At 37.3% G+C, this 13,585-nt stretch carries 20 protein-coding genes; 13 read left to right on the top strand and 7 right to left on the bottom strand.

The window, feature by feature from the left end:
• Positions 1-6: 6 nt before the first annotated feature.
• On the top strand, positions 7-429 hold the full coding sequence (locus H3Z85_07740) for a hypothetical protein (GenBank protein QPQ53236.1): 423 nt from the start codon (positions 7-9) through the stop codon (positions 427-429).
• A 16-nt stretch (positions 430-445) separates the two neighbouring features.
• On the opposite strand, the gene H3Z85_07735 is transcribed toward H3Z85_07740, so the two are convergent.
• The 3 genes from H3Z85_07735 to H3Z85_07725 all read right to left on the bottom strand — a co-directional run bounded on the left by H3Z85_07735 (position 446) and on the right by H3Z85_07725 (position 2,065).
• The gene (locus H3Z85_07735) at positions 446-838 is read right to left on the bottom strand and encodes a DUF2809 domain-containing protein (GenBank protein QPQ53235.1); all 393 of its coding nucleotides are present in this window, start codon (positions 836-838) and stop codon (positions 446-448) included.
• A 74-nt stretch (positions 839-912) separates the two neighbouring features.
• Positions 913-1,566, bottom strand: coding sequence for a thioredoxin family protein (locus tag H3Z85_07730; GenBank protein QPQ53234.1), 654 nt, complete (start codon positions 1,564-1,566; stop codon positions 913-915).
• Positions 1,567-1,576: 10 nt separating this feature from the next.
• Positions 1,577-2,065: a TlpA family protein disulfide reductase gene (locus tag H3Z85_07725; GenBank protein QPQ53233.1), complete on the bottom strand. Its 489-nt coding sequence runs from the start codon at positions 2,063-2,065 to the stop codon at positions 1,577-1,579.
• A gap of 333 nt (positions 2,066-2,398) precedes the next feature.
• On the opposite strand from H3Z85_07725, the gene H3Z85_07720 reads away from it, so the two are divergent.
• Genes H3Z85_07720 through H3Z85_07700 form a run of 5 tightly spaced genes read left to right on the top strand, consistent with a single transcriptional unit; the run spans position 2,399 to position 3,341 of the window.
• Positions 2,399-2,557: a hypothetical protein gene (locus H3Z85_07720; GenBank protein ID QPQ53232.1), complete on the top strand. Its 159-nt coding sequence runs from the start codon at positions 2,399-2,401 to the stop codon at positions 2,555-2,557.
• Between the two features lie 25 nt (positions 2,558-2,582).
• Positions 2,583-2,744, top strand: a complete 162-nt coding sequence (locus tag H3Z85_07715; GenBank protein QPQ53231.1) for a hypothetical protein — start codon at positions 2,583-2,585, stop codon at positions 2,742-2,744.
• Positions 2,745-2,781: 37 nt separating this feature from the next.
• Complete coding sequence (locus H3Z85_07710) at positions 2,782-2,943, top strand: hypothetical protein (GenBank protein ID QPQ53230.1); 162 nt, start codon at positions 2,782-2,784, stop codon at positions 2,941-2,943.
• A gap of 44 nt (positions 2,944-2,987) precedes the next feature.
• Positions 2,988-3,149 (top strand): hypothetical protein, encoded by a 162-nt coding sequence (locus H3Z85_07705; GenBank protein ID QPQ53229.1) that lies wholly within the window; start codon positions 2,988-2,990, stop codon positions 3,147-3,149.
• Between the two features lie 30 nt (positions 3,150-3,179).
• Positions 3,180-3,341 carry a hypothetical protein gene (locus tag H3Z85_07700; protein QPQ53228.1) on the top strand — a complete coding sequence of 54 codons (162 nt, stop codon included), beginning with the start codon at positions 3,180-3,182 and terminating at the stop codon, positions 3,339-3,341.
• 31 nt (positions 3,342-3,372) lie between these two features.
• Here the strand turns inward: H3Z85_07700 and mutS are convergent, their stop codons facing one another.
• Positions 3,373-5,961 (bottom strand): DNA mismatch repair protein MutS, encoded by a 2,589-nt coding sequence (mutS, locus tag H3Z85_07695; GenBank protein QPQ53227.1) that lies wholly within the window; start codon positions 5,959-5,961, stop codon positions 3,373-3,375.
• A 124-nt stretch (positions 5,962-6,085) separates the two neighbouring features.
• Between mutS and H3Z85_07690 the strand changes: the two genes are divergently transcribed.
• Positions 6,086-6,616, top strand: a complete 531-nt coding sequence (locus tag H3Z85_07690) for a GNAT family N-acetyltransferase (protein ID QPQ53226.1) — start codon at positions 6,086-6,088, stop codon at positions 6,614-6,616.
• A 111-nt stretch (positions 6,617-6,727) separates the two neighbouring features.
• Here H3Z85_07690 and H3Z85_07685 read toward each other — a convergent pair whose 3' ends face one another.
• Positions 6,728-7,603: a cupin-like domain-containing protein gene (locus H3Z85_07685; GenBank protein QPQ53225.1), complete on the bottom strand. Its 876-nt coding sequence runs from the start codon at positions 7,601-7,603 to the stop codon at positions 6,728-6,730.
• Between the two features lie 90 nt (positions 7,604-7,693).
• Positions 7,694-7,858, bottom strand: coding sequence for a hypothetical protein (locus H3Z85_07680; protein QPQ53224.1), 165 nt, complete (start codon positions 7,856-7,858; stop codon positions 7,694-7,696).
• 106 nt (positions 7,859-7,964) lie between these two features.
• On the opposite strand from H3Z85_07680, the gene H3Z85_07675 reads away from it, so the two are divergent.
• A complete protein-coding gene (locus H3Z85_07675; protein QPQ53223.1) occupies positions 7,965-8,843 on the top strand; it encodes a hypothetical protein in 879 nt (292 codons plus the stop codon).
• A gap of 12 nt (positions 8,844-8,855) precedes the next feature.
• Here H3Z85_07675 and H3Z85_07670 read toward each other — a convergent pair whose 3' ends face one another.
• A complete protein-coding gene (locus tag H3Z85_07670; protein ID QPQ53851.1) occupies positions 8,856-9,554 on the bottom strand; it encodes a hypothetical protein in 699 nt (232 codons plus the stop codon).
• Here H3Z85_07670 and H3Z85_07665 point away from each other — a divergent pair.
• The 5 genes from H3Z85_07665 (at position 9,511) to fbaA (ending at position 13,518) form a co-directional block, all read left to right on the top strand.
• A complete protein-coding gene (locus H3Z85_07665) occupies positions 9,511-10,131 on the top strand; it encodes a toxin-antitoxin system YwqK family antitoxin (GenBank protein ID QPQ53222.1) in 621 nt (206 codons plus the stop codon). The two genes, H3Z85_07670 and H3Z85_07665, sit on opposite strands and share 44 nt — an antisense overlap.
• A gap of 5 nt (positions 10,132-10,136) precedes the next feature.
• Positions 10,137-10,667 carry an RNA methyltransferase gene (locus tag H3Z85_07660; GenBank protein QPQ53221.1) on the top strand — a complete coding sequence of 177 codons (531 nt, stop codon included), beginning with the start codon at positions 10,137-10,139 and terminating at the stop codon, positions 10,665-10,667.
• A 187-nt stretch (positions 10,668-10,854) separates the two neighbouring features.
• Complete coding sequence (locus H3Z85_07655) at positions 10,855-11,508, top strand: CBS domain-containing protein (protein QPQ53220.1); 654 nt, start codon at positions 10,855-10,857, stop codon at positions 11,506-11,508.
• Between the two features lie 2 nt (positions 11,509-11,510).
• Positions 11,511-12,377, top strand: a complete 867-nt coding sequence (locus H3Z85_07650; protein QPQ53219.1) for an NAD kinase — start codon at positions 11,511-11,513, stop codon at positions 12,375-12,377.
• A gap of 70 nt (positions 12,378-12,447) precedes the next feature.
• Positions 12,448-13,518 (top strand): class II fructose-bisphosphate aldolase, encoded by a 1,071-nt coding sequence (gene fbaA / locus H3Z85_07645; GenBank protein QPQ53218.1) that lies wholly within the window; start codon positions 12,448-12,450, stop codon positions 13,516-13,518.
• Positions 13,519-13,585: the final 67 nt, after the last annotated feature.

Raw genomic sequence — 13,585 nt, 5'->3', positions numbered from 1 at the left:
TTGACAATGAAAAAATATGTAACGATAAGTACAATACTATTGGGTTTATTTTCTTTGAAAGCCCAACAGCAGGCAACAACTAATCAGCAAACGCAGACAACCCGCACTTCAGAACCCCAAAAGAAGTTTAAAAACCCTGAATTTCCGGGTGGATTAAAAGCTTTCCGTGATGAATTCGTCAGTAAATTCCGTTCGCAGGCATTGCAGGCGGCAGGGGTAAAGGAAGCTAAGGCAACGGCTGTTTTTTTGGTTGAAAAAGACGGCAGTATGTCGAATTTCAAAATAGAATCTACCGACAATGAAGCTATTAAGGATGAGTTTCTACGAGCTCTCAGAAAAATAAATACCAAGTGGATTCCCGCAGAAGATAATGGAATACCTGTAAGAACTATGCTGAGACAACCTTTACTATTTAAAACAGTAAAATAAGCTCCGCAATACATTTTTAGAAAGCCTTCAATTCTTTTGAAGGCTTTACTTTTACTCCGATATACAGTAAAAGACAACCTACAGCATAACACAGAATATCAATCCATGAAAAAGAATTTCCGATGATCACATACATCACACTTCCCGGCTGAAAACCTAATTTTTCTGCTATATTAAAATACTGGGCAAATTCTACCAGGCAGGAAAAAATAAAAATTCCCGGGATGAGTTTCTGATCATTAAGTTTGACAAAACTTTTAACGAAAGTATACAGCAATATGACTACGATAACATCACCAAGATATGCTCTGACAAAAAATATATTTTTCAGTTTCGTAGCGATTAATACTTCCAGCAGGAAAATCAATAAAGTCAGTAGGAAATAGGTAAGATTAAATTTAAATTTCATTTTTGTTGAGTCAATTCAAGGTTATAAAAAATCGGCATTCCAAAGAATACCGATTGTATGATCAACAAATATCTCTATTTCTTTACCTTTATAGTACATCCGATGGTAACAGTTTTGGTCATCTTTATCGGTTCTCCTTTGATTAATGCATTGACGGCATCCTGAGCATAATATTCCGAGACGTCCTTAGGATTGTCATAATTGTTGTCAATAGCTCCAATATACTTTACTATATTTTTACCGCTCTCTTTTTGGAGTACAAACACATGAGGTGTTTTTGTAGCACCGTACTGAGGATAAATTTTTTGTCCTTCATCTACTAAATACGGAAAAGTAAAACCTTTCTGTTTTGCACGCTCGATCATTTGCTGGTAGCCGTCTTCCGGCTGTACATTGGGGTCATTAGGATTAATGGCAATCACCGGATATCCCTGAGATTTATATTTTTTATCAAGTTCAATAATCCTGTCTTCGTACTTTTTGGCATACGGGCAATGATTGCAGGTAAATATGACAATGAATCCTTTAGCACTTTTAAAATCACTTAAAGAAACCAGTTTCCCATCGATATTTTTAAGCTTAAAGTCCGTGGCCTCATCTCCTACGGCATAGCCTTTTACCGAATGCGTTTCCTTCTGAGGATTATTTTTATCATGATCGGCGGAAGTAAAGCTTAACAATCCAAAACCGATACAGAATACGGTGAATACTACTTTCAGGTTTTTCATAATAAATAGCTTATTGTACATTTTCATTAATTGTTTTTCTAAGTTCTTCTTTACTCATTTCTCCGTCATTGAACTTTACTTTTTCTCCGTTTTTATAAAACACAGTGACCGGAATATTTCCATCCCAGTTTTTTTCAAATCTTGGAATCCAGGTATTCATTCTTTTGATGTCATCCAATAGCACAACTTCGGCGGTGAGATTTTTATTTTTGATAAATTTCACTACTCTGTCCCTGTCTGCAAGCCTGTCTAATGACACCAGTATCATTTTAAACTTTGAATTCCCGGCATATTCATTATTGATTTCCATAAAATGAGGCAATTCTTTTACACATGGTGCGCAGGTGGTTGCCCAGAAGTTCACGACAAGAAGCTTTTCATGTTCCTGGCGGATCCGGTTTTCGAGCGCCTCATATTGCAGTACAGAGACTTCTGCCTGTTGGGCTTTGCAAATGATACAAAACAAAAGCACGGGCAATGTCTTCAACAGTGTTTTCATATCCAAAAATAAGAAAAGGGTATTTTCTCTGTGATAATCAACATGTTAAAGTTTGTTAATAATTTCAATAATTGTATTAATTTCTTTCACCAACCATTGAGTTATTCGAAATAAAATGTAAATTAGCTTACAATCAAATTAAAAATACCATGAAAAAATTAAACATTCAAAAAGAAAGTTGACAAAAGCAGAATTAAAGGGAATCAACGGTGGTACATCCCCGGCATGCTTCAGAGGATTCTGTAAGGTTCCGGGATCGGATGACCTCTTCAGAGGTTTTGTAGGAGAAGACGGATATTGCTGTTAATTCAAAAAAAACAAATTAAAACTATCATGAAAAAATTAAACATTCAAAAAAAAGTACTTAGTAAAAGTGACTTAAGAAAAATCAATGGAAGTGCACGTCCGTTCTGCCTGCAAGGTTTCTGCCAGCATCCCTCAACAGGTGAGCTGATCCCCGGTCTGGTGGGAAGAGACGGATTCTGCTGTTAATTAAAAAACCTATAAACAAATTATCATGAAAAAATCAAACATTCAAAAAAGAACCCTTAGTAAAACTGAATTAAAAGAAATTAACGGTAGCGCACGCCCTCCGTTATGTCTGAGAGGATTTTGTGAACATCCTGTGACAGGTGAACTTGTTCCGGGACTTATCGGAAGAGATGGATTCTGCTGCTAATACATTATAATACAACATATTCTAAACTTTAAATACTATGAAAAAATCAAACATTCAAACAAAAAAACTTACCAAAAAACAATTAAAGGAAATCAGTGGCGCCAGACCTTTTTGCCCGTTGGTATTGAGCTGTTTTGACCCCAATACCGGTGAGGAAGTATATGGTGTTTACGGGATTCAGGATGGACCTTGTTGCTAAGGATAGCTCCTGGAATTAATGTATCATCTCAATCTCTATGCATTATGAAAACAACAAGCATTCAGAAAAGAAAACTGAACAAAAAAGACTTGAAAGAAATTAAAGGAGCAGGCCCTGTCTGCCCTATCGTGATTACTTGTACAGACCGAAGAACAGGTAGAGAACGTTCAGGTGTACCCGGAGTTCAGGATGAGTTTTGCTGTTAATCAGTTTTTTAATACCAAATCAAAATTACTATGAAAAAATCAGTTATCGAAAAAAGAAAGCTCTCAAAAAGAGAATTAAAAGAGATCGGCGGAGGTGCTGGAACCTGTGCGGAAGGCCTTTGTAAGCTGAGAGGAGTACCATCCCATTTCATGATCATTGGCCCTGTGGGTAAGGACGGATACTGCTGTTAAGCAAAATTTAAATCTGAAAAAAATGATTGGACTAGCCTCCAATCATTTTTTTTATTGCATTCAGCTTCATTAAAGCTTCAATCGGTGTCAACGTATTAATATCGATTTTGGTCAGCTCCTCCCGGATGTTCTCTAAAACAGGATCATCCAGCTGGAAGAAAGAAAGCTGCATATTTTCTTCCGTTACGCGTTTAATATTTTCTGAAGTCCCGCCTCCCTGCGTTCTGCTCGCTTCAAGGGTTTTTAGGATTTCATTAGCTCTGTTTACGACCTTCGCCGGCATTCCTGCCAATTTGGCGACATGGATCCCAAAGCTGTGCTCACTGCCACCCGGAACCAGTTTTCGAAGGAAAATAATATTCCCTTTATTTTCCTGAATAGACACGTGAAAGTTTTTCACTCTTTCAAAATTCACTGTCATTTCATTTAGTTCGTGATAGTGTGTAGCAAATAAGGTTTTTGCCTGTGTGGGATGCTGATGAAGATATTCCGCAATGGCCCACGCAATGGAAACACCGTCGTACGTTGAAGTTCCACGTCCGATTTCATCCAATAAAATCAGGCTTCGCTCCGAAATATTATTCAGGATATTGGCTGCTTCGTTCATCTCTACCATAAAAGTAGATTCTCCTGCAGAAATATTATCGGTAGCCCCCACTCTGGTAAATATTTTATCCAGCAAACCTATTTCTGCATGTTTTGCAGGTACAAAGCTTCCAATCTGAGCCAAAAGACATACAATGGCTGTCTGGCGTAGAATAGCAGACTTACCGGCCATGTTTGGCCCGGTGACCATAATGATCTGTTGTGAATCTTTATCGAGGAAGATGTCATTAGGAATATATTTTTCTCCTAATGGAAGTGCATTTTCAATTATCGGATGTCTTGCTTCCTGTAAATTGATCGCATACCCGTCATTCAGAACAGGCCTTGTATAACTCTCAGAAACAGCAAGTTCAGACAATCCTCCGGCAACATCCAACTGGGCAATAATATTGGAGTTACCCTGGATCTGGTCTATGTAAACCATTGCTTTTGAACAAACATCTCTGTACAATGCACTCTCCAGGACGCTTATTTTCTCTTCCGCTCCAAGAATCTGGCTTTCATATTCTTTTAATTCTTCAGTAATGTATCTTTCAGCATTGACAAGTGTCTGCTTTCTTACCCAATCATTCGGAACTTTATCTTTGTGGGTATTTCGTACTTCGATATAATATCCGAAAACGTTATTAAAATCAATTTTAAGGCTGGAAATCCCTGTTCTTTCTATCTCTCTCTGGCACATTTCGTCCAGGAAGCCACGCCCTTTACTCTGAAGATTTCTCAGCCTGTCAAGTTCTTCAGAAACCCCTTCCTTCACGATATTTCCTTTAGCCAGGCTCACCGGAAGCTCTTCATTCAGATGGTTCTGCAAAAATCTGATTAACTCATCCAGGTCAAACAAAGGATCAAGCCACGCCAGTACGTCAGCGTGAGGATGCAGCAAGGCCTTGATTTTATGAATATTAATTAAACTTTGACGGAGATATCCCAGTTCTTTCGGAGAAATTTTTTCAGCGGCCAGTTTTCCCATTAACCTGTCCAGGTCAGAGATTGATTTCAGCAGCTGGCAGATTTCATATTTCAGGCTGTCGTTTTCATTTAAAAAGTCGATCAGGGATAATCTCCTGGCAATTTCATCTACTGATTTTAAAGGAAGAATGATTCTCCTTCTCAACAATCTGCCTCCCATTGGAGTAGAAGTCTTATCAATAATATCCAATAAAGATTTTCCTTGCGGATTACTTGGGTAAACAATTTCCAGATTCCTCAATGTAAAGTTATCCATCATCAGATAATCTTCCTGGGGAATGATCTGCAATTTTGTAATATGGGCAAGCAGATTATGGTGAGTATCTTCCACCAGATAGGCAAAAATAGCTCCGGCTGCCGTAATAGCGAGTGGCTGATTTTCAACGCCAAATCCTTTTAAAGAATTGGTTTTAAAATGATTGGTTAATTTTTCGTAGGCAAAATTATACTGAAAAGCCCAGTCTTCAAGTTTAAAGGCATTTTTATTTTTAATCTGCTCCGGAAGCTGAGTACTTCGCTGGAAGATAATTTCACTGGGATCAAAGGTATTGACAATATGTAATAATTTTTCCAGGTTTCCTTCACTTACCAGAAATTCTCCTGTAGAAATATCGACCAGAGCAATTCCATAGCGTTCTTTTTCTTTATGTAAAGACAACAAAAAGTTGTTCTTTTTTGAAGTAAGAACCTGATCGTTGAACGTTACTCCCGGCGTTACCAGTTCCGTTACTCCTCTTTTGACAATTCCTTTAACCATTTTCGGATCTTCCAACTGATCACAGATGGCTACTCGCATTCCTGCTCTTACCAGCTTAGGAAGATAAGAATCAATGGAATGATGTGGAAATCCGGCAAGTTCTACACTCCCTTCCCCATTATTTCTCTTAGTAAGAACAATTCCCAGAATCTGAGATGTCCTCACGGCATCCTGCCCAAAAGTTTCGTAAAAATCCCCTACTCTGAAAAGTAAAAGTGCATCAGGGTATTTTGCCTTGATGGTATTATACTGCGTCATTAACGGAGTTTCCTTCTTCGATTTTGCCATAGTAAAAAATGAGCCCCAAATTTAGAAAAATAAATTCAGGGTTGTGGAATTGTTTCACAGTTTACTTTGATTCTGCTTTTTCCTGTCAGTAATTAATTGTAATTTCACCTTAAAAATAAACCCCATGCAATTTCCTGTTTTAGAGACTGAAAGACTTATTTTACGACAGCTGACCCCTGATGATTCCGAAGATGTATTTGAGTATTTTTCACAGGAGCGTGTGATGGAATATTATGACCTTGAAGCTTTTACATCTTTGAAGGATGCTCATCATATCATCGAGCATTTCAACAGCGAATTTGAAAAAGGAAAAGGATTCCGCTGGGCGCTGGAACTAAAGTCTGAAAATAAAGTGATCGGCACCTGTGGGTATCACAACTGGTTCCGTGAACATTTCAGGGCAGAAATAGGCTACGAGCTTAACCCATTGTTTTGGAGACAGTCTTTGATGAAAGAAGCAATCCTTCCTATTCTGACTTTTGGTTTTGAAAGCATGCAGTTGCATCGTGTGGATGCATTCATTGACCCTGCCAATATTTCCTCGGAGAAACTGTTAACCTCTTTGAATTTCCATGAAGAAGGAACTATGAAAGATTATTTCTTTGAAAAAGGAAAGTTTGTGGATGCGAAACTTTTTGGATTGATTAATGAGTAAGATGCCTTTTTAAGGCCGGAAGTCGTTGAAAATCATTTATAAAAAGTTATTAAAAGACAGGAATTTTGTTGTATCGGCTCCGATAACTTCCACCTTCCTACTTCCATCACCTTACGCTTTTCCCAAATGTCTATCCAATGCTTCTGTACTCTTTTTGTAAGCCCACTTCTGCTTGTAATCCACCCATTTAGCTTTAAAAAGTTTACGCATGATTTTATCTGTATATCTCATAATAAAAACATGATAAAGCATATTGGCAAAAACATTTGGTTTATTGGGCAGTGCTCTTAATGATAATGAAAACCCGGGTTCGAGGTATCTGTTGAAATGCCAGAATGCACCGGGAATAAAGAGAGCATCACCATGTTCCATAAAAATCTCATATCCTTTTGCGTATTGTAATGCAGGAAATTTTTCATAATCAGGATTCTCATAATCTACCTCATAAACGGTATGCACCGATAATGGAACTTTGTACAGGAATGCAGACTGTTTCTGATCAAATAATAAAATTCTCTTCTTCCCTTCAAAATGAATATGCATAAAGTCACCAAGGTCAACATCATAATGCATTAAAACATGTGCCTCGCTTCCGCCGAAAAATAAGGTTGGTAACCTTTTAAAAAACCTGATCCCTAAATCCGGATAGGTAAAATTCTTCAGCAATTCCGGGAGCCTGTCGGTAATAATATAGAAGAAAATACGAAGGTCTGAAGGATGAGACTTAATAGTGTCGATATAATCCTTCATTTTCATATGCGTTACCGGAGCATCCGAGCTCTTTGCCGAATCCGCAGGTTTATTATCATATAAAGGGACTTCCTGATCGCCGGCTTTTTCTTTAATATAAGCCAGATTCCATTTATCAAAAGCTTCCCAACGACTGGCAAAATTCTTAATTAAAAGAGGTTTCTGCTTTTTAAAATAATTTTTCTGAAAATCTTCTTTACTGATGTCGTTGACAACATCTACGTTTTCGAGGATCATGTATTTCGTATTTAATGCGAAATAAAAATAGGACTTTTTTGAAAATTGAGAAAATTTTAAATAATGAAACAAAGGTATAAAGCAGCAAGCTTATTTAAGCAGGTATATAAGTATTGAAATGATTCCTCCCATGAAAATCACAGCACAACCCTGAGAATTTTTGGGTTGTATTTTCCTTCTGCCAAATGTACTTACATAATGCCCGCTTACCCAGGTTCCGTTTTTTTTGAAATGTCCTTTTCTATAATAACCCATTTTATTTTTTTCAGCAAATTAAAGGAGCTCTTCATTATAAATCTTACGGGTTACCGTAATCCGGCACTAACTGAAAAAAATTATATTTGTAAAACCAAGTGAATTTATGAGAGTCTACAATACCAAACATTTCATTAAAATCCTTTTCAGCCTACACAAAAGTGATACTTTAAAAATCTTATTTCCCAGTATGATTTTGGTAGGCCTTTACTCGTGGGGCATTCAGTATCTGGAAGTAGAATATCTGCATCTTACCACCAAATCCGGGGTAAGTAATGTAGGGATGATACATTCTTTATTAGGCTTTGTATTGTCATTATTATTGGTTTTCAGGACCAATACTGCTTACGACAGATGGTGGGAAGGAAGAAAGCTATGGGGCAAACTGGTGAATGATACAAGAAATTTTGCGATTAAAATCAACACTATTTTGGGAGATAACCGTCAGGATGCAGAGCAGATTTCAAGATATTTAAAGTTTTTTCCTCACTTTTTAGCAAAGCATCTGTCAAAAGAATCAACAAGGCTGGCTTTGGATGAAGATTATTCTGAGATTGAAAAAACACTGCAAAACCATGGTCCAAGTGAAATCATTATTCTTTTATCTCACAAGCTGAACCAATTAAAGAAAGAAGGTAAAATTTCTGAAGTGGAAATGCTGTATCTAGATACTCAGCTTTCAGGATTCCTTGATGTTTGCGGCGGCTGTGAGAGAATAAAAAACACACCTATTCCGTATTCTTATTCTTCATTTATAAAGAAATTTATTATTCTCTATGTGTTTGCGCTTCCCATTGCCTACGTGATTACGATCGGATTGTTTATGATACCGCTGACCGTCTTTGTATATTATGTATTAATGAGCCTTGAACTGATTGCTGAAGAGATAGAAGATCCATTTAATAATGACGAGAATGACATTCCGATGGAAACATTGGCCCAGAATATCGAAAAAAATGTACATCAGATTATGAACAAAAAATAAGAAATCAAGCTTTTAAAGCTTGATTTCTTTTAATTCGCCATCCTGTTTTATTTCTACAAATTTACTTTCCCTGTTGGCAGCAGAGTATCCGTAGAAAAATGTATTGTAAATAGGGGTAGAGTATAGATAACCTCCCATCCCATTATAAGTATCCGTTGTTCCTGTTTGTTTCTGATAGCTGGCAGTTGCTGTAAAGTTGATGATCGTTTCCAGATAATATTTTCCCGGTTTCAGTTTTTCAAACTTAAATCTGCCCCGGTCATCCGTTAATGCTTCTACCCTGTATTTAAAAGCTTCTTCAGACATATATACTGTTGTCTTTTTGTTCTCGTACTTTCTTCTCATGTCATAAAACTCCTGGAAATAAGGAGTTACCGGGAAGAGCATTACCACAGTTCCCTGTCTTGCATAATGTTTCTCTCCCAATAAAGGCTTGATGCCCAATGCTGTTTTTTGCTTTGTAGAGGCCACTCCCTCAATAGAAGAATTTCCGAATCCCAGCATGTCGCGGGCTAATTTTTTATCAAAAAACACTTGTGGGTAATAAGTGTTCTGAGCATATGAGCTGGTGAAACTCAAGGTCAATATGAATAAGATAATGAATTTTTTCATAGTATATTTTTGAGCCAAATATAAGTATTTTAGTATTTTTGAAATAAAAATAGCTATGAAATACGTTTTTCTATTATTTTTCTCCGCATCGGCAATGATATATGCACAAAAACCATGCGGATTCAAGGACGGGCTGCAGGAAGGATCCTGCAAAGAGTTTTTTGACAACGGGCAGGTAAAAAATATCGTTGAATGGAAAAAAGGAAAAATAGATGGTGACGCCGTTTATTACCATGACAATGGGAAAGTAAAAGCTAAAGGGGAAAATAAAAAAGGATATAAATATAAAAACTGGGAGTATTACGATCAGGCAGGCGTTCTTCTCTCCAAAGAATACTACAGAAACGGTGAAAAAAACATCTATGATGATAGCTCTACCGCCACATTTTACTCCCCCAACGGGAAAATAAATGAAGTTTCCAATTATAAATTCGGGAAACTTGACGGTGAAAGCACTGCTTATCATGAAGATGGCAAAACCATAAAACAACAGGGTATTTACAGCAACGGGCTGGCTGAAGGAAAATGGAAATCGTATTATCCATCCGGAAAACTGGAACGTGAAACAGAGTTAGTCAATGACAAACGCAACGGTAAAAGAATTTTTTATCGTGAAGACGGAAGCATTGAAAAAACAGAAGTCTACAAAGACGGAAAATTAATCTCAACAAAATAAAACAATTGGTACACAAATTAAAACTGGAAGAACTGAACAGAATCGATGTAGAAACGTTCAAGAAGATTGATAAGATTCCATTGGTTATCATTTTAGATAACATTAGAAGTATGCACAACGTAGGAGCCACTTTCAGAACAGCAGATGCCTTTTTGATCGAAAAAATAATCCTTTGCGGAATTACTCCTCAGCCGCCACACCGTGAAATTCATAAAGCAGCATTGGGAGCAACGGAAAGTGTAGACTGGTATCATGAAGCAGACACCAACACAGCCATTGCGGACCTGAAAAGTAAAGATTATGAAATTGTGGGCATCGAGCAGACGACCAACAGTACACTGATCACAGATTTCACAATTGATACATCAAAAAAATACGCCCTGGTTTTAGGGAATGAAGTAGAAGGAATCAGTGATGAAGTTTTACCCAATATCGATGTATTCCTGGAAATTCCGCAACTTGGCACCAAGCATTCCCTGAATGTAAGTGTATGCGGTGGAATTGTAATGTGGGAATTTGCAAAAGCCTTAAAATAAAAAAACTGCATATGTCATTAGTAGACAGTGCAGTTTGAAATAAATCTAATAAAAAGTAAAAATGAAAGGCGACAAAGGTACTTTTTTTTTCTTTACAAACAAATTTTGAAATCACTTTTTTCGTTTTAACACAAAAAAAATAAGGTTTTCAGAAAAAGATTCATTTAATTTTTTATAAATTAGCACAATGTTTATTAAGGACTATATCTCAAAAGACTTCCCGTGTTTTAGCCTGTCTGATTCAATAGAGTCGGCCCGAAATATGTTAGAAGATTTTGGATATTCCCATGTTTTCATCAAAAAATCCAACCACTTTTACGGAGCCCTGGCCAAGGACTTTCTCTATGAGGAAGACGGCGGAACTTTAAAAGATCTGGAACATCAGATCGAACGTTTTGCGATCCAGGAAGACAGTAATATTATGGACAGTATCCGTCTGTTTTATACATTCAGCTCAAACGTAATTCCGGTGATTAATAAAAATGAAAAGTATCTGGGGTATATTTCCTGTGATGATATTTTTCAGGACCTGTCCCGTTACCCCTTATTTTCCGAATCAGGCGCTATCCTTACGATAGAAACTCCTGCCCGAAAGTATTCGATGACAGAGATCGCCAATATTGTGGAGAGCAATAATTCCAAATTTTATGGCGGATTTATAAGCTTTATGTCAGACGAGGTGATCCATGTCACCATAAAGATCAGCAATGAAAACCTGGCGTCAATAGACTCTACTTTTGACCGGTACGACTACAGAATTGTTGAAAAATACTATTCTGATGAGAAAACCGACCTGTTTAAGGACCGATTCGGTTTTTTCCAAAAATTTATAGAAATATAACAATGAAGGCAGCTATTTATTCTCAGAAAAAAGATCTTGATACTTTTTTATATCTAAGCAAGTTTATCTCTGAGCTTGAAAGCAGAGGCGTAAAATCCGTTTTGTATGATGAAATGGCAGAAGCCCTTCAATTCTCAAAAATTTTCGAAACATTTAATAACAAACAGGATCTTCTGGATAAAGAAGTGGACCTGTTCTTCACTTTCGGAGGTGACGGTACCATTGTAAATTCACTGACCTTTATTGAAGATCTGGAAATACCGGTAGTCGGTGTAAACACCGGAAGATTAGGGTTTCTGGCATTTTTCACCAAAGAAGAAGCTTTCAAAGAGCTTGACTCTATCCTAAAGGGTAACGTAAAAACCAGTCGTCGTTCGGTCATAGAAGTTGTTTCTCCAAAACTGGAAGGAGCTTTTCCTTATGCCTTGAACGATGTAACCGTTTCCAGAAAAGAAACAACATCGATGATTACGGTAGACTCATACATCAACGATGAGTTTTTAAATGTTTTCTGGGGAGACGGAGTGATTATTTCAACACCAACCGGTTCTACCGCCTACTCATTGAGCTGCGGAGGACCAATTATCTCTCCCAACAACGAAAATTTCGTCATTACCCCGATTGCTCCTCACAATCTGAATGTGAGACCTTTAGTGGTAAATGACAAAGTGGAAATAAAATTCAGGGTGGAAAGCAGGGTTCCTCAGTACTCTCTTTCTTTAGACTCAAGATTAATACACATTGAAACAGACAAGGAAATCATCATCAGAAAGGCTTCTTTTCAGCTTCTTCTGGTACAGCCAAACAACCTTAGTTTCTACGAAACCATTCGTCAGAAGCTGCTTTGGGGAAGAGACAAAAGAAATTAGCAATTCCCTAAAAATGATTACCTTTACACGAAATTAAAACACCTAATAAATTTATAATAAAAAGTAAAACATGAGTAGAATTTTTCCGGCAGGAGTTGCCACAGGTCAGTTAGTTACTGATATTTTTCAGCATGCTAAAGAAAATAAATATGCACTACCTGCAGTAAACGTAATTGGATCAAGCAACGTAAATGCGACAATGGAAACTGCAGCGAAATTAAACTCTCCTGTAATTATCCAGTTTTCAAATGGTGGAGCGGCTTTCAACGCAGGGAAAGGATTAAGCAATGACGGACAAAAAGCGGCTATCTTAGGAGCTATCGCCGGTGCAAAGCACATCCACACTCTTGCTGAAGCTTACGGAGCTACCGTTATTCTACACACAGACCACTGTGCAAAGAAATTACTTCCATGGATTGACGGATTAATGGATGCTAACGAAGAATTCTTCAAGCAGACAGGAAAGTCACTTTATTCTTCTCACATGTTAGACCTTTCTGAAGAGCCTTTAGAAGAAAACCTTGAGATTTCGGCCCGTTATTTCGAAAGAATGGCTAAACTTCAGATGACTCTTGAAGTAGAAATCGGAGTTACCGGAGGTGAAGAAGATGGTGTTGACAACTCAGACGTTGATAATTCTAAATTATATACTCAACCTGAGGATGTAGCTTATACTTATGAAAAGTTAAAGGCTATTTCTGATAACTTTACGATCGCTGCTGCATTTGGCAACGTTCATGGAGTGTACAAGCCAGGAAACGTAGTTCTTACTCCGAAAATCCTTGATAATTCTCAGAAATATGTTCAGGAAAAATTCGGAACTGCTGCTAAGCCGATCAACTTCGTATTCCACGGAGGATCAGGATCTACTTTAGAAGAGATCAGAGAAGCAATCGACTACGGAGTAATTAAAATGAATATCGATACTGACCTTCAGTTTGCATATACAGAAGGCGTTAGAGATTATATGGTGAACAATATCGACTATTTGAGATCTCAAATCGGAAACCCTGAAGGAGAGGAAAAACCTAACAAAAAATTCTATGACCCAAGAGTTTGGGTAAGAAAAGGTGAAGAAACTTTCTCTACAAGATTGGTACAGGCATTTGAAGATTTAAATAACGTAAATACTTTAAAATAAGAACTGTACATTTGTATCAATGTAAAAAGTATTCATAAGAGTGCATTTACATTGGTACATTTTACAT

Source organism: Chryseobacterium indologenes (assembly GCA_016025055.1).
GTDB lineage: Bacteria > Bacteroidota > Bacteroidia > Flavobacteriales > Weeksellaceae > Chryseobacterium > Chryseobacterium indologenes.
Note: the sequence above shows the minus strand (reverse complement) of the source record. Positions and strands in the feature narration are given on the sequence as shown.